Origin of the sequence: Aquisalimonas sp. 2447 (assembly GCF_012044895.1) — a bacterium.
Taxonomy (GTDB): Bacteria; Pseudomonadota; Gammaproteobacteria; order Nitrococcales; family Aquisalimonadaceae; genus Aquisalimonas.
In genome coordinates, this window is the sequence record NZ_CP050695.1 from 3,913,260 (window position 1) to 3,935,384 (window position 22,125).

General features: G+C 67.7%; 13 protein-coding genes and 1 pseudogene. 9 read left to right on the forward strand and 5 right to left on the reverse strand.

The features are described from left to right. Window positions 1-23 precede the first annotated feature (23 nt). Genes KU884_RS18555 through KU884_RS18565 form a run of 3 tightly spaced genes read right to left on the reverse strand, consistent with a single transcriptional unit; the run spans window position 24 to window position 3,247 of the window. The gene (locus tag KU884_RS18555; protein ID WP_167784006.1) at window positions 24-875 is read right to left on the reverse strand and encodes a crotonase/enoyl-CoA hydratase family protein; all 852 of its coding nucleotides are present in this window, start codon (window positions 873-875) and stop codon (window positions 24-26) included. Window positions 876-908: 33 nt separating this feature from the next. Then, window positions 909-2,048 carry an acyl-CoA dehydrogenase family protein gene (locus tag KU884_RS18560; RefSeq protein WP_167784007.1) on the reverse strand — a complete coding sequence of 380 codons (1,140 nt, stop codon included), beginning with the start codon at window positions 2,046-2,048 and terminating at the stop codon, window positions 909-911. Window positions 2,049-2,068: 20 nt separating this feature from the next. Next, complete coding sequence (locus tag KU884_RS18565) at window positions 2,069-3,247, reverse strand: acyl-CoA dehydrogenase family protein (RefSeq protein WP_167784008.1); 1,179 nt, start codon at window positions 3,245-3,247, stop codon at window positions 2,069-2,071. A 255-nt stretch (window positions 3,248-3,502) separates the two neighbouring features. Between KU884_RS18565 and KU884_RS18570 the strand changes: the two genes are divergently transcribed. The 8 genes from KU884_RS18570 to KU884_RS18605 all read left to right on the forward strand — a co-directional run bounded on the left by KU884_RS18570 (window position 3,503) and on the right by KU884_RS18605 (window position 19,060). Further along, window positions 3,503-5,137, forward strand: coding sequence for a 3-(methylthio)propionyl-CoA ligase (locus KU884_RS18570; protein WP_167784009.1), 1,635 nt, complete (start codon window positions 3,503-3,505; stop codon window positions 5,135-5,137). A 205-nt stretch (window positions 5,138-5,342) separates the two neighbouring features. Next, window positions 5,343-6,797 (forward strand): circularly permuted type 2 ATP-grasp protein, encoded by a 1,455-nt coding sequence (locus KU884_RS18575; RefSeq protein WP_167784010.1) that lies wholly within the window; start codon window positions 5,343-5,345, stop codon window positions 6,795-6,797. Next, window positions 6,797-7,744 (forward strand): alpha-E domain-containing protein, encoded by a 948-nt coding sequence (locus KU884_RS18580; RefSeq protein WP_167784011.1) that lies wholly within the window; start codon window positions 6,797-6,799, stop codon window positions 7,742-7,744. Before KU884_RS18575 ends, KU884_RS18580 begins: the two co-directional genes overlap by 1 nt. Window positions 7,745-7,766: 22 nt before the next feature. After that, window positions 7,767-11,066 carry a DUF2126 domain-containing protein gene (locus KU884_RS18585; protein ID WP_167784012.1) on the forward strand — a complete coding sequence of 1,100 codons (3,300 nt, stop codon included), beginning with the start codon at window positions 7,767-7,769 and terminating at the stop codon, window positions 11,064-11,066. After that, on the forward strand, window positions 11,063-14,338 hold the full coding sequence (locus tag KU884_RS18590) for a transglutaminase family protein (protein ID WP_167784013.1): 3,276 nt from the start codon (window positions 11,063-11,065) through the stop codon (window positions 14,336-14,338). Before KU884_RS18585 ends, KU884_RS18590 begins: the two co-directional genes overlap by 4 nt. Window positions 14,339-14,441: 103 nt before the next feature. Continuing rightward, entirely contained in the window at window positions 14,442-16,994 is a 2,553-nt protein-coding gene (locus KU884_RS18595; RefSeq protein ID WP_167784014.1) for a circularly permuted type 2 ATP-grasp protein, read from the forward strand. Further along, complete coding sequence (locus KU884_RS18600) at window positions 16,994-17,881, forward strand: transglutaminase family protein (protein WP_167784015.1); 888 nt, start codon at window positions 16,994-16,996, stop codon at window positions 17,879-17,881. Before KU884_RS18595 ends, KU884_RS18600 begins: the two co-directional genes overlap by 1 nt. A gap of 153 nt (window positions 17,882-18,034) precedes the next feature. Continuing rightward, entirely contained in the window at window positions 18,035-19,060 is a 1,026-nt protein-coding gene (locus KU884_RS18605) for an IS30 family transposase (RefSeq protein WP_167781469.1), read from the forward strand. Here the strand turns inward: KU884_RS18605 and KU884_RS19325 are convergent. Then, a complete protein-coding gene (locus tag KU884_RS19325; protein ID WP_167784016.1) occupies window positions 19,024-19,224 on the reverse strand; it encodes a transposase in 201 nt (66 codons plus the stop codon). The two genes, KU884_RS18605 and KU884_RS19325, sit on opposite strands and share 37 nt — an antisense overlap. Further along, window positions 19,133-19,567: pseudogene (locus tag KU884_RS19070) on the reverse strand (transposase). Before KU884_RS19070 ends, KU884_RS19325 begins: the two are co-directional and overlap by 92 nt. Before the next feature lie 312 nt (window positions 19,568-19,879). On the opposite strand from KU884_RS19070, the gene KU884_RS18625 reads away from it, so the two are divergent. Then, entirely contained in the window at window positions 19,880-22,120 is a 2,241-nt protein-coding gene (locus KU884_RS18625) for a bifunctional diguanylate cyclase/phosphodiesterase (protein WP_167784019.1), read from the forward strand. The last annotated feature ends 5 nt before the right edge of the window (window positions 22,121-22,125 follow it).

The following is a 22,125-nucleotide window of genomic DNA, read 5'->3' on the forward strand; positions in this document are numbered from 1 at the left end:
AGGTCCACCGTCAAGCCCGGAACCTACTCCGGGCCCTCCAGAGGCGGTCGCACCGGCGGCAGATCAGCGAACTCGCCGGGGCGCTTCTCCGCATTGGCCTGCATGGCCTCGCGGATCTCCGCGTGCTGGAGCATGCTGGCATTCCACACGCCCACGTAATCCAGGGTATCCGCCACCGAGTGATCGCGGGCGTAGTTCGCCATGCGCTTGGTGCCGTGGATGGCCAGGGGCGCCTTGGCGGCGATCTCGCGGGCGATGCCCATGACCTCGGCCAGCATGGTGTCCTGGTCCGGGTAGACGCGGTTGACCAGCCCTACCGACTGCGCCTCCGCCGCCGGCATGCGCCGGCCGGTGTAGGCCAGCTCCCGGGCCACGCCTTCCGGGATCAGCTTGAAGATGCGCGGGAACGTGCCCACGTCGGCGGTCATGCCGATATTGATCTCGTGGATGGTGATGAAAGCGTCGTCGGTGGCATAGCGCATGTCGCAGGCGGTCACCAGATCCACCCCGCCGCCGATGCAGCCGCCCTGGATGGCCGCCAGCACCGGCACCCGGCAGCGCTCCAGGCAGGTGAAGGTCTCCTGCATGGCGCGCACGGTATTCTGGAACCGCAGCCCCGCCTGACGCTCGGCCATGGGCTCATCCGGCGCCGCGGCGATGGACTGGAACGCCTTGATGTCCAGCCCGGCGGTGAAGTGCGGCCCGGTGGAGGAGATCACGATCACCCGCGCGCGGGCGTTGTCATCAATGTCACGCACGATGTCAGGCAACTCCCGCCAGAACGACGGGATCATGCTGTTGCGCTTTTCCGGGCGCTTGAGCACCAGGTGCGCAATCCCGTTATCGATGGTGACGTCAAAGCATTCGTGGCTCACGTGATCTCCTCCCGGTCCGGGTTCCCCTGGTTTTCAGTAGCCGCGCAGCCGGGCGAAGCGCGCTGCGTGGTAGCGCTGGTCGCCGAAGGTCTGCTGTGCGGCGCGGGCACGCTTGAGGAACAGGCCGATGTCGAACTCATCGGTCATGCCCATGCCGCCGTGCAACTGCACCCCCTCATTGGTGGCCAGCTCGGCGACACTGCAGGCCCGGGCCTTGGCCAGGCTACACAGCTGCTCCACATCGTCGGCACCTTCGTCCAGGGCCGACAGGGCCGCGATCACTGCGGACTTCACCAGTTCGATCTCGCTGAACAGGTGGGCGGCCCGATGCTGCAGCGCCTGGAAAGAACCAATGGTGACCCCGAACTGCTTGCGCTCCTGCATGTAGCGGACGGTGCGCTCGAAGGACTCCAGGGTCAGGCCCAGCAACTCGGCGGCGAGGTGCGCGTTGGCCGCACAGAGCACCGGCTCCAGCACGTTGAACCCTCGGTCCACCTCGCCCAGCACGGCCTCCTGGGGCACTTCCACCTCGTTGAGGCGCACCTCCGCCACCCGGCGGCTGTCCACGGTAACGATGGGATCCACCTCGACGCCGTCGGTGGACGGGTCCACCAGGAACAGAGTGATTCCCTCCCGGTGGTTACTGTCACCGGATGTGCGTGCCACCACGATCAGGTGATCGGCCACGTGACCGTCCACCACGAAGCCCTTGCAACCATTCAGGGTATACCCGCTGCCGTTGTGCTCGGCGCGGGTGCGGACGAGCTGCGGGTTGTGCCGGGCGGACTCGTCCACTGCCAGCGCCACTAACGCCTCACCCTGGGAGAGAGCGGCCAACAGCGCCTGCTGCTGCTCGTTTCCGGCACGCTCCAGCAGCAGCGCGCCCACCACGGCGGTGGACAGTAGCGGCGAGGCGGTCAGGGTGCGTCCCGTCTCCTCAAAGATTTGCCCCATGCCCACATGCCCGAAGGCGAATCCGCCGTGTTCCTCGGGGATCAAGGTGCCGGCGAAGCCCTGCTCTACCATGGCTGCCCAGACATCCCGGGAGAAGCCCTCCGGGTTGCCCTCATCCCGCAGCCGGCGCATCTCGGTCACCGGTGCGCGTTCCTGCAGGAAGCCCCGGGCGGAGTCCTTGAGCATCTGCTGTTCTTCGTTCAGTACCAATGTCGTCATGACCGTTAACCTTTCCGTCGTTACCCGAGCCCGAGGATGTTCCTGGCGATGATGTTGAGCTGCACCTCGGAGGTGCCGCCCTCGATGGAGTTGCCCTTGGAGCGCAGCCAGTGGCGCGGCAGCTGGCCGGCCTTCTCGCTCTTGCCTTCCCAGACCAGGGCGTTGCCGCCATTCATGGCCATGAGAAGCTCCTGGCGACGCTTGTTGAGCTCGGTGCCGTAGTACTTGAGCATGGCCGACGCCGCGCCCACACCCTGACCGGCCTTGGCCTCCTCGCTCACCCGCTCGGCGGTGAGCTCGAAGGCGCGAGCGTCCAGATCCCACTGGGCAACCTCGCTGCGCAGCATGTCGTCGGCCAGGCGGCCGTCCTCCAGGCCAATGGCGTCCACCGCCTGCTCGGCCAGAGTCTTGCTACCAGCCGCCGTGCGGCCGAAGCCGCCGATCATCTCGCGCTCGTGGGTCAGCAGGTACTTGGCAATGGTCCAGCCCTGGTCCACTTCACCCACCACCTGATCCTTCTCCACGCGGACGTTGTCGAGGAACGTCTCGCAGAAGGGCGAGCTACCGGAGATCAGGGTGATGGGACGCGTGGAAACGCCCGGCGTTTCCATGTCGAACAGCACCAGGCTGATGCCCTGCTGCTTCTTCACGTCCGGGTTGGTGCGCACCAGGCAGAACATCCAGTCGGCCTTGTCGGCGTAGGAGGTCCAGATCTTCTGGCCATTGACGATGAAGTGATCGCCCTTGTCCTCGGCCTTGGTCTGTAGCCCGGCCAGGTCGGAACCGGCCCCGGGTTCGCTGTAACCCTGGCACCACCGGATCTCGCCCCGGACGATGGGCGGCAGATGCTGCCGCTTGAGGTCCTCCGAGCCAAACTTGAGGATGGCCGGGCCGATCATCCACACACCGAAACTGTTCAGCGGCGGCCGCGCACTGATGCGCGCCATCTCCTCGCGCAGGACCTTTACCTGCGCCTTGTTCAGACCGCCACCACCGTACTCGGTGGGCCAGTCCGGCGCAGTCCAGCCGCGCTCGGCCATGCGCTCCAGCCACAGGCGCTGGTCCTCACTCTTGAACACCCACTTGCGCCCGCCCCAGCAGGCGTCATCGTCACTGGTAATGGGCGTCCGCATGCTGTCAGGACAGTTGGCTTCCAACCATTCCCGGGTGTCACGCCGGAATGTGTCCAGATCCGTCATGAGTCACTTCTCCTCTTTTGATCAACGCGGAGAATGCCACGGCTCGCCGTCCCACGCTAACCCCCGGGAGGCACCGCGGGCACGCTGCGCCGCGGAACCCATACGGCGGTGTTTGGTCACACTGTTACTGCCGGTTGTGTCGACGCCGCGGGGGCGCGACACTGCACTCAAGGAGACGCTGAGCAATTGGCGCGGAGTGCGCGTGAATTGCTCAGCGTCTCCCGACAACCACACACCAAGAAGCAGGAGGAGACGATGCGCGGAATGATGATGGACCGGCCGCTACTGATCTCGCAGATCATCGAGTACGCCGCCAGCAATTTCCCGGACCAGGAGGTGGTCTCGCGGACGGTGGAGGGCGACCTGCACCGCTACACCTACCGGGACGCGGCGCGGCGCAGCCGGCAGCTGGCCCATGCCCTGCAGAAGCTGGGGGTGCACAGCACCGACCGGGTTGCCACCGTTGCCTGGAACACCTACCGGCACCTGGAGGTGTACTACGCCACCTCCGGCATCGGCGCCATCTGCCACACCATCAATCCGCGCCTGCCGGCGGACCAGTTCACCTACATCGTCAACCACGCCGAAGACAAATACGTCTTTGTGGATCTGACCTTCGTGCCGTTGCTGGACAAGCTCAAGGACCACCTGCCCAGGGTCGCCGGCTACGTGATCATGACCGATCGCGCGCACATGCCGGAGACGGGGCTGCCCAATGTGCACTGCTACGAGGATCTCATTGCCGATCAACCCACGGAGTTCGACTGGCCGGAGTTTGACGAGAACACCGCCTCGTCGCTGTGCTACACCTCGGGCACCACGGGCAATCCCAAGGGGGTGCTGTACTCCCATCGCTCCACGGTGTTGCACTCGTTCTTCGTGCTCACCGTGCCGGGTCTGACCATGGACGAAGAGAGCGCCATGCTGCCGGTGGTCCCCATGTTCCACGTCAACGCCTGGGGAGTGCCGTACTTTGGCCCCATGGTGGGCGCCAAGCTGGTCCTCCCGGGGCCGCGCCTGGACGGCGAGAGCCTGGAGGAGCTGATGAACGGCGAGGGCGTCACCGACGCCTGGGGTGTGCCCACGGTCTGGCTGGGGCTGCTCAAGCACATGCGCGAGGCCGGCAAGCGGTTCCAGAGCCTCAAGCATGTGCTCATCGGAGGTTCTGCAGCGCCCCGCGCCATGCTCAACGAGTTCAAGGAAACCTACGGCGTCGAAGGCCTGCAGGGCTGGGGCATGACCGAGATGAGCCCCATCGGCACCGTGTCCCTGGTGCGCCCGCGGGACAAGCACCTCTCGCCCAAGGAACAGCTGGACATCAAGTGCACGCAGGGCCGCGCGGTATTCGGCGTGGAGATGAAGATCGTCGATGACGACGGCAAGAGTCTGCCCCACGACGGCGAGGCGTTCGGCGAGCTGCTGGTCCGCGGCGCGGCGATTCTCTCGGGCTATTACGAGAACCCGGAAGCCAACGCCAAGGCCTTCGACGACGAGGGCTGGTTCCGCACCGGGGACGTGGCCAAGATCGATCGGGAAGGCTACATGGAGATCGTTGACCGCACCAAGGACGTGATCAAGTCCGGCGGCGAGTGGATCAGCTCCATCGATCTGGAGAACGCTGCGGTGGGCCACCCGGAGATCGCCGAGGCGGCGGTCATCGCCGCCAGGCACCCGAAGTGGGACGAGCGCCCGCTGCTGGTGTGCGTACGGGAGCAGGGCTCCAGCGTGGACAAGGACGGCGTGCTGGAGTACCTGGGCCACCACGTGGCCAAGTGGTGGCTGCCGGATGATGTGGTGTTCGTCGAGGAACTGCCGCACAGCGCCACCGGCAAGCTGCAGAAGGCAAAGCTGCGGGAAGACTTCAAGGACTACTCCCTGCCCACGGCATAAGCCCTGAGCATGCGGGGGCAGATCGCCCCCGCATGCTCCGCCGCCGCACCCCGGGCGTGCAGACGCCCGCACATCTGCATCATCACGGTGCACCCCGGCATCGTTCTCCATCCGGGTCGGCGAAACCCCGCCATTGGCTGTTGGCGCACCCCTCCCCCTCCGGTACGCTCAAGCGAGTTCCCGCACCAGAGGGTGGAGCCCGGACATGACCGTCGACTGGCAGGCGTACAAGACCAAGGACTTCTACGATGAACTGATCGATTCCAGCGGCAAGATCCGCAAACCTGCCCGGGAACTCATGACCTACCTGGATTCCCTGTCCACCGACGAGATCCGGGAACGGCAGAAGGCGGCGGAACTGGCCATCCTGGAGATGGGCATCACCTTCACGGTGTACTCCGAGGGCGAGAACATTGATCGCGCCTGGCCCTACGACATCATTCCGCGGATCATCGACGCCGCCACCTGGCGGGACGTGGACGCCGGCCTGCGCCAGCGGGTGCGGGCCCTGAACATGTTCATCGCCGACATCTACGACGAACAGGCAGTGATCAACGACGGCGTCTTCCCCAGGGAGCTGCTGAAGAACTCCGTCAACTTCCGCCCGGAATGCATTGGCGTGAAGCCGCCCCAGGGCGCCTGGGCACACATCTGCGGCTCGGACCTGATCCGCGATCACAAGGGCGACTTCATGGTGCTGGAGGACAACCTGCGGGTGCCCTCCGGCGTGTCGTACATGATGGAAAACCGGGTGCTGACCAAGCGGGTGTTCGGCGAGTTGTTCGAGAGCACCAGCATCGAACCCGTGGGCAACTACCCCACCCGGCTGTTCGACATGCTCGCGGCTCTGTCCCCCCGGCCCATGGACTACCCCGAGGTGGTGGTTCTCACCCCCGGCATCTACAACTCTGCCTACTTCGAACACTCCTTCCTGGCCCAGCACATGGGCGCGGAACTCGTCGAGGGCTCCGATCTCATGGTGGCCGCTGATGATTGCGTGTATATGCGCACCATCGACGGCCCCAAGCGGGTGGATGTCATCTACCGTCGCATCGACGACCTGTTCCTGGACCCGGAGGTGTTCCGAAAAGACTCCGCTCTGGGCGTGCCCGGCCTCATGCGCGCCTGGCGCAAGGGCAATGTTGGCCTGGCCAACGCCCCCGGCGCCGGCGTCGCCGACGACAAGGTGGTGTACGCCTTCGTCCCGGACTTCATCCGCTACTACCTGGCCGAGGAACCGATCATCCCCAACGTGCCCACCTACCGCTGCTACCTGGACGACGAGCGGGAATACGTGCTCGACCACCTGGATGAACTCGTGGTCAAGCCGGCCAACGAGTCCGGCGGCTACGGCATGCTCATCGGCCCGACCTCCACCAAGAAGGAGCGGACGGCCTTCGCCCGGCAGATCCGCAAGGACCCACGCAACTACATCGGCCAGCCGCTGATCCGCCTGTCCACGGTGCCCACGGTCACCGACGGCAGCGTCGAGCCCCGGCATGTGGACCTGCGACCGTTCGTCCTCAAGGGCGACGACATGTACGTCACCCCCGGCGGGCTCACACGGGTGGCCCTGCGCAAGGGGTCCACCGTGGTGAACTCCTCCCAGGGCGGCGGTAGCAAGGACACGTGGATCGTCGATACACAGGAGGGGCGCTGATGCTCTCGCGGGTCGCTGAACGGGTCTACTGGATGGGGCGCTACCTGGAGCGGGCCGAGAGCACCGCGCGGCTGGTGAGTGCATACTCCAACGAAGTCATGGATTTGCCGCGGGACATCAGTCCCAGCTGGCACAGCCTGGCGGACATCACCGGCGCCAACGAGGCCTTCGCCGGACACTACAAGAATTACGACGAGCGCAACGTGGTCAAGTTCCTGCTCGCCGATACGTTCAACCCCGGCTCCGTGCTCACCTCGGTGCGCGCCGCCCGGGAGAATGCCCGCACCACCCGGGAACTGCTCCCCACCGAAGCCTGGGAAGCCATGAACCGGCTGTACCTGTACGTCAAGGAGCATGCCCAGAAGTCCCTGGCGCGCCGCCACCGCTTCGACTTCCTGCACGAGGTCATCTTCCGCTGTCAGCACCTCAGCGGGCTGCTGGACGGCACCATGAGCCACGACTCCGCCTACGACTTCGTGCGCCTGGGGCAGAGCCTGGAGCGCGCCGACATGACCACCCGCATCGTCGACAGCGCCGTGACCATTCTCATGCCCCGCGAGGAGGCCCCCAGCGAGTACGACAACATCTTCTGGGTGAACGTGCTGCGCTCACTGTCGGCACTGCAGATGTACCGCCAGCGCATTCACCCGCGGGTGGTAGGGCCGGACGCGGTGCGCTTCCTTTTGCAGGACTACTTCTTCCCGCGGGCGTTCGCGTACAACATCGCCGTCGGCGAAGGCTGCCTGAAGGCGCTGCCACGCAACGACGCGCCCCTGCTCCGGGTCGGTCGCCTGCAGCGTCGTATTCAGGAAGCCATGCCCCGGGAGATGGGCCTGGAAGAACTCCACGCCTACATCGACACCCTGCAGGAGGGGATCGGTGACATCCATGAGCAGGTGGCCGACGTGTGGTTCCGGATGACACCGGACACGGTGCCCACCGCCTGACTGCGCCGGGGAACGCCCCACCATGGCCATCCACGTCGGTATCGAGCACCACACCGGGTATCACTTTGACCGGGACGTTCACCTGTCACCCCACCTGATCCGCCTGGCACCGGCGCCACATACGCGCACGCCGGTGCACCGGTACCACCTGGCGATCCAGCCGGAAAACCACCATTTACAGTGGCAACAGGATCCGTTCGGCAACTGGCTGGCACGGGTACGCTTCCCCGAACCGGTACGATCGCTGGCGATCACGGTGCATCTGACCGCGGAGCTCAGCGTCTTCAATCCGTTCGACTTCTTCGTCGAGCAGCACGCGGAGACGTTCCCGTTCCGCTACGACGCCCTGCTGCGGGAAGAGCTCCAGCCATACTTCGAGACCACTGACACCGGACTGCTGCTGCGGCAATGGCTCGCCGCCGTGGACCGTTCCCCACGCCCCATCGTCCACTTCCTGGTGGCCATCAACCAGCGCCTGCAGCAGGACATCGGCTATACCGTACGCATGGAACCGGGCATCCAGAGCTGTGAACAGACTCTGGAGCGGGGGATCGGCTCCTGCCGCGACACCGGCTGGCTGCTGGTGCAGATCCTCCGGCATCTGGGCCTGGCGGCCCGCTTCGCCTCCGGCTACCTGGTGCAGTTGCGCGCCGACGAGAAGGCCCTGGACGGCCCCTCCGGCACCGAGGAGGACTTCACCGACCTGCACGCCTGGGCGGAGGTGTATATCCCCGGCGCCGGCTGGATCGGCCTGGACCCCACTTCGGGACTGTTCGCCGGCGAGGGACACATCCCCCTGGCGTGCACTCCGGAGCCGGTGAGTGCCGCCCCCGTCACCGGGTTTACCGACCCCTGCGAGGTGGAGTTCGAGTTCGCCAATCGGGTGATTCGCGCCCACGAGGACCCCAGGGTCACCGCGCCGTACGATGACACCCAGTGGGCCGCCGTGCAGGCCCTGGGCCGGCGCATCGACGCCGAGCTGGACGCCATGGACGTGCGCCTGACCATGGGTGGCGAGCCCACCTTCGTCTCCGTGGATGACATGGAGTCCGCGCAGTGGAATACCGAACCCCTCGGCCGGCACAAGCGGGAGCGGGCGGAGGCCATGCTGCACCGCCTCCGGGACCGATTCGCCCCCGGCGGACTCCTGCATCACGGACAGGGCAAGTGGTACCCCGGGGAACCCCTGCCGCGCTGGGCCCTGGGCTGTTTCTGGCGCACCGACGGTGAGCCCCTGTGGCAGGACTCGTCGCTGCTGGCGGACGAGCGCGACGCGTCGGACCACACCACCGCCGATGCCCGGGCGTTCGCCGAGCAGCTGGCAACCCGCCTGGGCACGGATCCGGGCCATGTCCTGACCGGGTACGAGGACTGGCTCTATTACCTCTGGCGAGAAGCCAGCGGCCCGCCGGACGTGGACCCCATCGCCCTGGACTGGGCACCGGCCTACCGGGATGATCTGAGCCTGGCACTGGCCCGCGGCCTGGACACGCCCGTGGGTTATGCCCTGCCGCTGCAGTGGGACAATGACACCGAAAGCTGGCAATCGGGCCCGTGGCCATTGCCCGGCGGGACGCTGACCCTGGCGCCCGGGGCCGCGCCCATGGGGCTGCGCCTGCCCGTCGCTGAACTGCCCGCGCGGACCGCCGCCCCGGTGCGGCGCGGCACATCGCCCCGGGCGGCCACCGCGCCCGGGCCGGGACAGACCGGCGCGACGACCGGACAGCCTGCCGCCGCCGAGGCGGCAACCGATGCCTCCGTGACGGTTCCCCGCACGGCCCTGTGTGTCGAAGCCCGGCAGGGGCACCTACATGTCTTCCTGCCACCCGTGCGGGGGTTCGAGCCCTTTGTCACCCTGATCGAAGCCATCGAGGCCACCGCCGCGGAAACCGGCACCGCCGTGCTCCTGGAAGGCTTCGAGCCGCCGCGCACGCCGGCACTGGAGGCGCTCCGGGTAACGCCGGACCCGGGTGTCATCGAGGTGAACATCCACCCGGCCCGGGACTGGGACAGCCTCGAGCAGACCACCGTGGCCCTCTACGAAGATGCCCGGCAGGCCCGCCTCGGCACCGAGAAGTTCATGGTGGACGGGCGCCACTACGGCACCGGCGGGGGTAACCACGTCACTCTGGGCGGGCCGACCCCGGCGGACAGCCCCTTTCTGCGCCGGCCGGACGTGCTGCGTTCGCTGATTACCTACTGGCAGCACCACCCGGCCCTGTCATACCTGTTCTCTGGGCTGTTCCTGGGGCCCACATCCCAGGCGCCGCGGGTGGACGAACGCGGCGAGGCTTTCGTGCCCATGCTGGAGAAGGCCCTGAGCCTCATCGGGGCCGACACGCCCCCGCGGCAGGTGGACCGCACCCTGCGCAGCTGCCTGGCGGACCTCACCGGCAACACCCACCGCGCGGAGTTCAGTATCGACAAGCTCTGCGCCGCGGACCACGGTAGCGGCGCCCAGGGCCTGGTGGAGTTCCGCGCCTTCGAGATGCCGCCGCATCCGCGCATGAGCCTGGCGCAGATGCTGCTTCTGCGTGCGCTGGTAGCCCGCTTCTGGCAGACTCCGTATCACCATTCGCTGGCCCGCTGGGGCACGCTGCTCCACGACCGCTTCCTGCTGCCCCACTACACCTGGGAGGATTTCCGCGAGGTCGTCGCCGACATGAACGCCGCCGGCTACCCGGTGCAGGAGAGCTGGTTCGCGGCCTTTCACGAATTCCGCTTTCCGGTCCTGGGACGCGCCAGTTACGACGGAGTGCAGCTGGAACTGCGCACCGCCCTGGAACCCTGGCCGGTGGTGGAAGTGCAGAGCTCCATCCAGCGGTCGTCCCGGGCGGTGGACTCCTCCGTGGAGCGGGTGCAGATCCGCTGTTCCGGGCTGGATCCCGACCGCCACCTGATCACCTGCAACGGCCGTCGGGTGCCGCTGCAGTGCACGGGCACGCCGGGGGACTACGTGGCCGGCGTGCGCTTCCGCGCCTGGCCGGACCCTCTGGGCCGCCACCCCACCGTGCCCGTCCACGCCCCGCTGGTGTTCGACCTGGTGGACACCGGCCTGGGGCGGCCGGTGGGCGGCTGCGTCCACCATGTCGCCCACCCCGGCGGTCGCGCCTACGACACCGTCCCCATCAACGCCAACGAGGCCGAGGCGCGCCGCATGACCCGCTTCTGGGACTGGGGCCACAGCCCCGGCGGCGACACCCGGCCGGACTGGCTCGCCGCGCTGCGGATGCGCCGCGGCGACCCCGCCACACCACCGGCGGAGGAACCGGACCCGGATTGCCCCCACACCCTGGATCTGCGTCGGGAGCCCCGCTCATGAGCGAGCCCGCACCCCGCATTGCCCTGCGTCACCGGCTGGACTACCGGTTCGACCGACCGGTACGGCTGTCCACTCACTGGCTGCGGCTGTGCCCGGCTCCCGGCACCCGCGCCAACGTCACCGCCTACACGTTGCGGGTGGATCCGCGCACGCATTTCCTGAACTGGCTCCGCGATCCTTTCGAGAACCATCTGGCGCGGCTGGATCTGCCGGAGCCGGTCCGCCACTTGACCCTGGACGTGGAGATCCTGGCAGAACTGCAACCGGTGAACCCCTTCGACTTCCTGACGGAGCCCTACGCCGTCAGCCACCCCTTCGACTACCCGGAACAGCTTGCCCGCGATCTCGCGCCGTACCTGCTGCAGCCGGCCTGCGGACCGGCCACACGTGCCTGGCTTGCCGGGCTGGACGGTACCGCGACCCCCACCATCGAGCGTGTCACCGCCCTCAACCAGCGCGTCGGCGAGAGCCTCGCCGCGGCGGACGTCGACACCCCTGGCAGCGTCGATACCGATGCCGTGCTCGCCGCCGGTACCGGCTCCCCGCGGGCACTGGCGTGGCTGCTCACCCTGGCACTGCGCCATTGCGGGGTCGCCGCACGACTGGTGTCCGGCTACCGGCTCACCGGCACCACGCCGGACTATCACGCCGCCCTGGCCGCCTGGGTGGAGGCGTACCTGCCCGGCGCCGGATGGATCGGCATGGACCCGGTGACGGGTCTGTTCACGGCGGAGCAGCACATCCCCCTGGCCACTGCCGCCGATCCGCTGCGCCTGCGGCCGGTGGTCGGCTACCGGGAGGCCTGCGAGGAGACCGTAAGTGAGCACCTGCAGGTGATCACCCTGGCAGACCGGGAGGCGGACGGGCCCTACACCGACGCGCAGTGGACCACCATCGGAGAGACCGCCGCCGAGGTGGATAAACGCCTGCAGGACCACAACATCGCTCTGACCGGCGCGACCGCACTGGAATTCACCCGTCCGGATCACACGGCGGCACCGGAATGGCGCACCACGGGCCCGGGTCCGGACAAGCTGGCCACCGCCGAAAGGATGGCCCGCCGGCTGCGCGACCGGCTTCTCCCGGGTGGGGTGATCTGTACCGGCCAGGGAGAGTGGTTTGCCGGGGAGCCGGCGCCGCGCTGGCGCATCCACTGCATTGCTCGCCGGGATGGCACGCCGGCGTGGCAGGAACCGGCCCTGCTGAATGTGCCGGGGCGGGATGACAGTCCCGGGCAGGAGGCCGTGCTGACCCTGGCCACCGGCATCGCCCAGCAACTGGGCCTCGCCCCGGAGGACCTTCTGTCGGCCCACGAGGACCAGCTCTACGCCCTGTGGAACGACGGCCTGGCCGCGGACTTCCAGCCCGATGCCAACGATCTGGCCACACCGGAGGCGCGCCTGGCCCTGGCGCGGCACCTGGATCGTGCCCACGGCGCACCCACTGGATTCGTGCTCCCGCTGCACCGGGATCCGCATACGGGCACCTGGCGCAGCGGCCCGTGGCCCACCCGGCGCGGGACGGTGACGCTGCTCCCCGGCGAGGCGCCCATGGGCTTCCGGCTGCCGCTGGGCGGGCTGCCCCGGGCCGCGGCGGGGCGGGTGGAGCCGCCGCCGGCCCGCTCGCCGTGGGATGCCAACGCACCGCTCGCGCCCGCGCCGGGGAACAGCGGCGCCGCGACCGGGGCCGACCTCATACCCACCACAGCCCTGTGCGTGGAGCGCCGCCAGGGCCGGCTCCACGTCTTTCTGCCGCCGCTGGCCAGCAGTGACGATTTCCTCTACCTGGTGGGCGCCGTCGAGGCCGCCGCCACCGAACACGGATTGCCCCTGCATCTGGAGGGCTACACGCCACCCGCCGACCCGCACCTGCAATGCCTTGAACTGGAACCGGAAACCGGCACCCTGCGTATTACCGTGCCGCCAGCGCCGGACTGGCACCAGGAGTGCGCCTGGCTGCAGGCGGTCTATGGCGAGGCGCAATGCCTGGGACTGGCCGCCTGGACCGGTGACCCCGATCTACCAGCACCGGCGGGACAGCGAGCAGGTCGCCAACTGGGCGGACCGACCCCGGCCACTAGCCCGTTCCTGCGCAACCCGGGGCTGCTGCGCTCGCTGCTGCTCTACTGGCAGCGCCACCCCAGTCTCTCCTACCTGTTCGCCGGCCCCCGGGTCGGCGCCGACGGCTGGGCGCCGCGACTGGACGAAGTCAGCGGCAGCCACATGCACGAACTGGTACTGGCCCTGGAACGCCTGCCCCACGGCGACTGCGACCGGCCCTGGCTGGGGGACCGTGTGCTCTCGCACCTGGTCACCGATCCCACCGGCGACCCCCGGGGCGGCGAATTCCGCCTGCACCGGTTGTATCCAGCGGGCGCGGGCAACGAACGGCTGGGCATAGTGGAGCTGCACGCCTTTGCCATGGCGCCGCACGCCGGGCTCGCCGCCCTGCAGTCACTGCTGCTGCGGGCCATCGTGCTGCGGCTGGCGGAGCATCCGGAGAGCGGTGCCCCGGTGCCCTGGGGCACCGCCCTGCACGACCGCTTCCTGCTACCCGAGGTCCTGCAGCGGGATTTCGACGCAGTCCTGGCCGAACTCGCCGAGTGCGGCGTCAGCCTCGATGCTCGCTGGTTCGCGCCCTGGGTGACATGGATGTTCCCGCAACTGGCCGACCTGCACGCGGGCCCGGTTCGCCTGCGCCTGCAACCCGCGCTGGAACCCTGGCCGGTGCTGGCGGAGGAGAGCACCGGCCGGGGCAGCTTCCGTTTCATCGATCCGGCCAACGCCCGTTTCCAGGTGCACCTCAGCGGCCTGACGCCCGGCCGCCACGTGCTGCTGTGCAACGGCCACCGCGTCCCGTTGCAGGAGACCGGCAGGGCGGGGGAAGCCGTGGCCGGGATCCGCTGCAAGATGGCCGATCCGCCGGCCACGCTGTATCCCGGTGTCCCGCCGGTCCGCGCCCTGGTATTCGACCTGGTGGACACCTGGACTGGCCGGACCCTTGGCGGCTGTACCTACGAACTTCCCGACACCGGCACCTGGAGCCCTCCCCCGCTGTCACCAGCCACGGGTATCACGACTCCGACGCCTCCCGGCTCACCGGCAGAGGCGCGGCCGGCGCCACCGGGCCCTCCCCCGGGGTTCTGTGCCCGCGGGCGCGTCCTGCCCGAGGGCAGCCCGCGGACACCCGCCGTGCCACCGGGCCCGTCCGCCAGCCCCGAGGCGCCGTACCTGCTGGATCTGGCGGACCCACGGCCGGGATCAGTACCATGACCCGACCCGGGACCAGGCCGGGAGGCCGGAGCGGGAATCAGGCTTAGCGCGGCGGGGCTGCTCGGGTTATTCTGGCGACGATCAACAGCCCCCAGGCCCTTTCATGTCAGCCAGCCCCGAGTCCACGCTCCTGTCCACGTACCATCGTCTGTCCGACCAGCCGGACGAGATGTTCGCGGCCAATGGCCAGGTGCGCGCCACCTGGCAGTACCTGGCGGACGCTCTGGACGCACTGGGCGTGGACAACCTCCGGCAGCGCCACGGGCAGGCACGGCGCCTGCTGCGCGAGCGCGGTGTGACCTACAACGTCTACGGCGATCCGCAGGGCCAGGAGCGCAGCTGGGACCTGGACCCGATCCCGGTGCTCATCGGCAGCGATGAATGGGCCCAGGTGGAAGGCGCGCTGCAGCGCCGGGCCGAGCTTTTCAACCTGATTCTCAAGGACATCTACGGTCCGCAGGAACTGTTGAAACGCGGGCTGCTGCCGGCGGAGGTAGTCTACGGCCACAGTGGCTTCCTGCGGCCGTGCTACCCGTACGATCCGGAGCTGGCGCACCCGCTCACGATCTATGCGGCCGACCTGGCCCGCACCAATGACGGGCGACTGCATGTGGTCGGCGACCGCACCCAGTCGCCCTCCGGCGCCGGCTACGCCCTGGAGAACCGGGTCGTGATGAGCCGGGCCATGCCGAGCCTGTACCGGGAGTCCCACGTGCACCGCCTGGCGCTGTTCTTCCAGAACCTGCGCGCCAGCCTGGCGGCGCTGGCCCCGGACCGTGGACAGGACGAGCCCAGCGTGGTTGTGCTCACCCCGGGCCCGCTCAACGAGACCTACTTCGAACACTCGTTCCTGGCCAGCTACCTGGGGTACACGCTGGTGGAAGGGGGTGATCTCACGGTGCGCGACGGCCGGGTCTGGCTCCGGTCCATGGGCCGTCTGGAGCCGGTGGACGTGATCCTGCGGCGGCTCGACGATGACTACTGCGACGCACTGGAACTGCGCGGCGACTCCCTGCTGGGGGTCCCCGGCCTCACCGAGGCGGCGCGACGCGGCAACGTGGCCCTGGCCAACCCGCTGGGTGCGGGGGTCCTGGAGAATCCCGCCCTGCACGCCTTTCTGCCGGGGATCGCCCAGTACTTCCTCGGGCACGAACTGGATCTGCCCACCCTGCCAACCTGGTGGTGCGGTGATCCCGACTCGCTGGAACACGTCATCGCGCACCTGGACGAGCTGGTGATCAAACCCATTGCACCGGGGTCAGGGCCTGCGACGCTGTTCGGCAGTGCTCTGGATGCGTCAGGCCGGGAGACCCTGGCCCGGCGCATCCAGAGCGCGCCGCACCGATTCGCCGCCCAGCAGCAGGCACGCTTTTCCTCGGTGCCCACCCTGGGCGAGCAAGGGCTGGAACCCCGCGCAGCCACGCTGCGGGCCTTCCTGGTGGGGCGCCCCGACGGCTATGCCGTGATGCCGGGCGGGCTCACCCGGATCGCCCCGGCGGCGGGTGAACTCAACGCCTCCAACCAGGCGGGCGGGGTGTCCAAGGACACCTGGATCGTCGCCTCGGAACCGGTGCGGGAAGTCAGTCTCATGAGCACCGAGGGCGGCATGGATACCCCCACGGACCGATCGGCCGCCCTACCGCCGGCGGCCACGGAGAACCTGTTCTGGATGGCCCGCTATGCCGAGCGGGCGGAACACGGGCTGCGCCTGCTGCGGGTGATCCTGCGCCTGCAGCGAACCGCCCAGGACTATAGCGACCCGCTGGATCAGCAGACCCTGGAAACGCTGCTGATGGCCCTGACCCGGGTCACCGACACCCGGCCCGGCTTCCTGTCCGGCAACCCGACGCTGCTTGCCGATCCCATGCCCGAGTTGCGCTCCGTCCTGCGGGACCCTGGCCGGGTCGGCACGGTGGCATTCAACCTCCAGGCCATGCTGGCGGCCTCCCACGCGGTACGGGATCGTCTCTCCCAGGACACATGGCGGGTGATCGGCAACATCCGCGCGCGTCTGGCGGAAGGCGGTAACGGCGATCCGGGACCGGAGCTGGATGAAGCCATCACCCTCCTGGCAGCGGTGCGTGGGCTTCAGGACGACACCATGGTGCACAGTCAGGCCTGGGGGTTCCTGGAACTGGGCCGTTGCGTGGAGCGCGGGCTGCTCACCAGCAGCCTGCTGCGGGCCACCATGAGTACGCCCCGTGAGACGCGCCTGGAATCCCGGGTACTGGAAGCGGTGCTAAGCCATCTGGAGAGTGTCAACGCCTACCGGCGGAAGAATCACCAGGTGGCCCAGGCCCGGCCGGTACTGGACCTTGTGCTAATGCACGAGCGTAACCCCCGTGCGGTGGGCTACCAGCTGGCGCGGCTCAAGGCCGCGCTCCAGGCTCTGAGCACCTCCGCACGCGACAGCGGCCTGAGCCAGGAGGAGCGTCTAATCCTGGAGGCGCACACAGCCCTGCAGCTCAGTGATGCAGACAAACTGGCGGCAACGGACAGCGATGGCGACCGTCGTACGGAGCTGGATCAGCTGCTGGCCCGCACCTGGCGGTTGCTGGACCGCACCGCCCGCACCCTGGCCGAATCCTATTTCACGGACCCCCGTGGCCCGCGCCAGCTGACCGCGGCCAACACCGAGCTGCAGGAAACGCGCTGATGCGGTACCGGATCACCCACCGCACGGACTACAGCTACGCGCAGCCCATCATCCGGGGTTACAACGAGGCTCGGCTGGCACCGCGGAACACGGCGGTCCAATCGGTACACAGTCACGGCGTGACCATCTACCCGGCCCCGGCCTATCGGGCCGAGCGGGTGGACTTCTTCGGCAACGGGGTGCTGCACTTCGCCATGCAGCACCCGCACAGCCAGCTCACGGTCACCGCGGTGAGCGAAGTCGAGCTCCTGCAGGGAGCGGCAGACCAACAACTGGCCAACGGCATGGCCTGGGAGCAGGCTGCCACTGCCACCCGTGGCGACTGCAGTCCGAATGGCCTCGACGCGCGGCAGTACCTGCTGGCGTCCCCGCAGGTCCCGCTCAGCGACGAGGCCCTGGCCTATGCACAAAGCTCATTCCCTCCCGGGCGAACGGTTACCGACGCGGTGGCCGACCTCATGGGCCGGATTCACCAGGAGTTCGCCTACGACCCCACGGCCACCACCGTGAGCACACCCATCGACCGGGTGTTCCGGGATCGCCGCGGCGTGTGCCAGGACTTTGCTCATTTGGCCATCGCCTGCGTCCGCAGCATGGGCATCGCCGCCCGCTATGTCTCCGGCTACCTGGAGACACTGCCGCCGCCGGGACAGCAGAAACTCCAGGGCGCCGACGCTTCGCATGCGTGGTTCGCGGTCTACGACCCCAGCCTGGGCTGGATCGACTATGATCCCACCAACAACGTCGTGCCCATGGACCAGCACATCACCACGGCCTGGGGTCGCGACTACGGGGACATCTCACCTTTGAAAGGGGTCATTTTCGGTGGCTCCGGCGGGCAGCGCAGCCACGTGGCCGTGGACGTGGAGCGGCTGACGGAGTGCTGAAGCATTCTCCGGAGGCCTACAAAAGCCTTACTCGAACCACGAATTTCTTGACACGGCCGCGCAACACGCCGAGAGAAGCTTCATGGCCAGGGATGAACCTTAGGCTCAACCTTCAAGTGCAACACCTGCCCCCTTGGGAGGTAGGCTGTTGCGATGAATACCGGATACCGACACCTCAGCAGTGAAGAGCGCGCCGTGATCTTCTGTGAACACCAACGGGGCATGAGCATTCGAGAGACGGCTCATCGGATTGGTCGCTGCCCAGCGACTGTGAGTCGTGAACTGCGGCGCGGGCACTCGCCAGCCACAGGCGCGTATTGCCCGACGCACGCCTCGCAGGCATACAGGGCGCGGCGCAGCCGCTGCGGGCGGGGCCAGAAATTGGTGGCCGGCACATGGCTTCATGCCTGGGTGCGCGATCGGTTGATCCACAGGGCTTGGTCGCCGGAGCAGATCGCCGGCAGACTTAAGGCCATGGACCCCGATGATCCCGACAAGTACGTCAGCCACGAGACCATTTACGCGGCCATCTATGCCCACCCGAAAGGGACGCTGCGCAAGGCGATGATCGATGCTCTGCGCCGAGCCAAGGGCCAACGCGGCCAGCGGCGAACAACGCCGGCGGGCGGCTCCATGGTTCCCGAATCGCTGCGCATCCGCCACCGACCCGAAGAGATCGAACAGCGCCTGATGCCGGGCCACTGGGAAGGCGACTTTATCAAGGGCGCGTACAACCGCTCGGCGGTGGGCACCGTTGTCGAGCGCAAGACGCGCTTCGTGGTGCTCAGCAAAATGAACGCAACGACCGCTGAAGCCGCCCTGGAGGGCTTCTCCCGGCAGATGGGTTATCTGCCCGCCATCCTGCGCCAGAGCATGACCTACGACCGGGGCAGCGAAATGGCCTGTCATGCCGAACTGGCTCGGCGCTTGAGACTCGATATCTGGTTCGCCGATCCGCACGCGCCGTGGCAGCGCGGCAGCAACGAGAACACCAATGGCCTGCTGCGCCAGTTCCTGCCCAAAGGTGCAGATCTCAGCGAAGCCAGCCAGACCCAGCTCAACGACATTGCGCGGCTGCTCAACCAGCGCCCCCGCAAAACGCTCGGCTGGAAAACACCCGAAGAGGCCATGAACGAAGAGCTTCATGCGTTCTCAAAATCCGTTGCACTTGATTCTTGAATCCAAGGGGTTACGTGCTGCAGGCTGTCCAGGCCCATTGAGCGGCACCCCGTCGCACACTCCTCGGTCTGCTCAGTGAGTACGGCCACCAGCAGGCGGGTCAGCGCCTCGTCGCTGAGGAAGATGGCCACGATATTGCTGCGGCGCTTGACATCCTGGTTCACCCGCTCCAAGCAGGTTGGTGGAGCTGATCTTCGACCTCACCGCGGCCGGATAAGCCATGTGCCCTAGCACATCGTTTTGGGCCTCGTCCATCGCCGCAGCCACCTTCGAGGACTGCCCGCGGAGCTGATCGGCCACGTTGCGCCATTACTCCCGGGCTTGGCCCTGGTCCTGCTGAGCGAAGACCGTGCGCACCATCGCTGCCACCATGTCCTGGTGGGGCTTGGCGACATAGAAGAGGATGCCGCGGCAGAAGTGCATCCGGCAGCACTGCCAGTTCGCCTGAAGCACCTTGCTGGCTGCGCGCTTAAGCCCCTGGTGGGCGTCGAAGATGACCAGCTCCACCCCACTCAGGCCCCGCCCCCGAGGGGCTCACGCAGGGAATGCTTTCAGAAGCCCTCGGTCTCGCTGGTGCCCACGCGCGGGCCAAGCACCTCCCGGCGGCCCTAGGTGTTCACGCCCAACGCCATCACAATTATGTCCATGACCTCAAATCCAAACCCACCAACTGAGGTGGGGTAACTCCACCCGACACGGGAAAATTCGACACCGGCTCGAACTTGCGATAGGTTTCGAGTGCAACAACCCGAGACGCCAGGCTTTTTGGCCAGCGCCAAGTGCGAATAACAATGAAACGGGTACGGAGCGCTCGATCCTATGGCTGACTCTCCCCCACCGCCGGGAGTGGGCAACCAGGGGGATGCCAACGACGAACACGCGTTGGATGGTTCCCTGACGGCGAACGAACTCGCGGCACTGCTCGACGGGATCAGGGAACAGATCGCCATCGTTGATGCTGCGGGACGTCCGCGCAAACGCCCGAACAGGGACACGCAAGTACTCCCCGTTGACGACACAGCCGTTCCGGAGACGGAGCGGCGCGCGCTGCGGGACGCCATACGTGAGTGCGCCGAACTGGGTGTCCCTCGGGACACGGACTACAGGGTCCACACCGGACAGCGCACGACACGGCGTCATGCCCGGCTGCGGCCCACCGGAGATGGCTGCGTGCTGCTGGCATGGCAGGACGCGGCCACGGCAGAGGGCACGATTCCGGCGCTCAGCCGCCGCTATCAGATCGAGACCCTGCTCGCGCGCATTGCCGACAACCTGACCAACGCCACCCCGGACGGCATCGATGCCGCCATCGATGCTGCCCTGGCCGAAGCTGGCCGGGAATGCGGGGCGGATCTGGCGCACGTCTACCAGATTGCCGACAGCCACCGCCATCTGCGCAACAGCCACCACTGGCGCCGTAGCAGTGCAACCGGCGGCCAGGCGCCCTACCGACGCCTGCCGCTAAGGACACTGCCATGGGTCATGCAGTCCATGCGTGAAGGCAGTGCCCTGCCCGTGAACCGCGCCGACCACCTCCCTGCCGCCGCCCGCCATGAACGCGCCCTGCTGGCCGAGCGTGACATCCAGTCGCTGCTGGCGGTGCCCGTGACTTTCTCCGGCGAACTGCACGGCCTGATCGGCTTCGAGACGGTCACGCCACACGACGGCTGGTCACGGGACACCATCTACCTGGCGCGTCGCCTCGGCGAATTGGTGGCGGCAGCACTGCAGCGCAAGCAGTCCGAGCAGCGCATCTTCCGGCTTGCCTACTTCGATCAGCTCACCGGGCTGCCCAACCGCCTGCTGTTGCGCAGCCGCCTCAGCACACTGTTGCGCCTGCGGCGACGGCCATTCGGTCTGGTCCTGATCGATCTGGACGACGCCAGCATTCTCAACGACCTCATGGGGCACGATGTGGGCGATCTCCTGCTGCGCACGCTGAGCAGCCGCCTGCAGCAGTTTGCCGGCACCGGCGAGATTCTCGCCCGCTGGGGCGGCGACGCCTTCATGCTCACGGTACCCCTGGATGACGATCAGCCGTCGCGGACCGCCGAGCGGCTCGCCGCCCTGCGCCATGCGCTGTCTGCCCCGGTGCATATCGACAGCCACCAGATCCGCGTTTCATCGTGCATGGGCATGGCCACCCACCCGCGTCACACCAGCGAAGTCGACGAAATGATCCGCTTCGCGGAGATTGCCCTGAACCAGGCCAAGCGGCAGGGCCGCGACTCGATGGTGGTGTTCGATGCGGAAATGCAGCGGCGTGCAGCCCGGCGCAACCGGGTTGAGCGCCGCCTCCGGGAGGCGGTGGAAGCGCGGGCCTTCGACCTGCACTACCAGCCCCAGGTCTGCCTCCGCAGCGGCGAGCTTTGCGGCGCCGAGGCGTTGATCCGCTGGTACGACGAGGAACTTGGCCAGGTGGCGCCGGATCGCTTCATCGACCTGGCGGAAGAGACCGGACTGATTCTGCCCATGGGCGAATGGCTGGTGGAGCGCGCCTGCTCGGATCTCGCCCGCTGGCACAGCCAGGGGCTCAACGTCCCCCGCGTCGCCATCAACGTGGCCGGGCCGCAGCTGCTGGATGATCAACTGACAACGGTACTTGAGCGGGAGCTGCGGCGGAACGGCCTGCCCGCAAGTGCCCTGGAACTGGAAATCACGGAAAGCGCCCTGATGCAGCACCGGGAGCCGAGCCTGCAACTGCTCCACCGCCTGCGGGAGCTCGGCATCGGCATCGCCGTGGACGATTTCGGCACCGGCTATTCGTCACTCAGCCAGATCAAGCACCTGCCGGTATCGAAGCTCAAGATCGACCGCTCGTTCATTCAGGATATCTTTGCCGACCCTGACGACCGCGCCATTGTCACCGCCATCATCGCCATGGCCCGCCAGCTGGAGCTGCAGGTTGTCGCCGAAGGGGTCGAGACGATGCAACAACTGGCGTTTCTTCGTGAGCAACGCTGCGACATGGTCCAGGGATACATTTACGGCCATGCTGCAGCACCGACCACCTTCCTCCGCCGCATGCTGGATGCCACGCCGGGCCGGCGCCTGGCCTAGTGTCC

Excerpts from the sequence above, each read along its gene's own strand:
- KU884_RS18560 (WP_167784007.1), bottom strand. The coding sequence starts at position 2,048 with ATGACGACATTGGTACTGAACGAAGAACAGCAGATGCTCAAGGACTCC.
- KU884_RS18565 (WP_167784008.1), bottom strand. The coding sequence starts at position 3,247 with ATGACGGATCTGGACACATTCCGGCGTGACACCCGGGAATGGTTGGAA.
- KU884_RS18570 (WP_167784009.1), top strand. The coding sequence starts at position 3,503 with ATGCGCGGAATGATGATGGACCGGCCGCTACTGATCTCGCAGATCATC.
- KU884_RS18575 (WP_167784010.1), top strand. The coding sequence starts at position 5,343 with ATGACCGTCGACTGGCAGGCGTACAAGACCAAGGACTTCTACGATGAA.
- KU884_RS18580 (WP_167784011.1), top strand. The coding sequence starts at position 6,797 with ATGCTCTCGCGGGTCGCTGAACGGGTCTACTGGATGGGGCGCTACCTG.
- KU884_RS18585 (WP_167784012.1), top strand. The coding sequence starts at position 7,767 with ATGGCCATCCACGTCGGTATCGAGCACCACACCGGGTATCACTTTGAC.
- KU884_RS18590 (WP_167784013.1), top strand. The coding sequence starts at position 11,063 with ATGAGCGAGCCCGCACCCCGCATTGCCCTGCGTCACCGGCTGGACTAC.
- KU884_RS18595 (WP_167784014.1), top strand. The coding sequence starts at position 14,442 with ATGTCAGCCAGCCCCGAGTCCACGCTCCTGTCCACGTACCATCGTCTG.
- KU884_RS18600 (WP_167784015.1), top strand. The coding sequence starts at position 16,994 with ATGCGGTACCGGATCACCCACCGCACGGACTACAGCTACGCGCAGCCC.
- KU884_RS18605 (WP_167781469.1), top strand. The coding sequence starts at position 18,035 with ATGAATACCGGATACCGACACCTCAGCAGTGAAGAGCGCGCCGTGATC.
- KU884_RS18625 (WP_167784019.1), top strand. The coding sequence starts at position 19,880 with ATGGCTGACTCTCCCCCACCGCCGGGAGTGGGCAACCAGGGGGATGCC.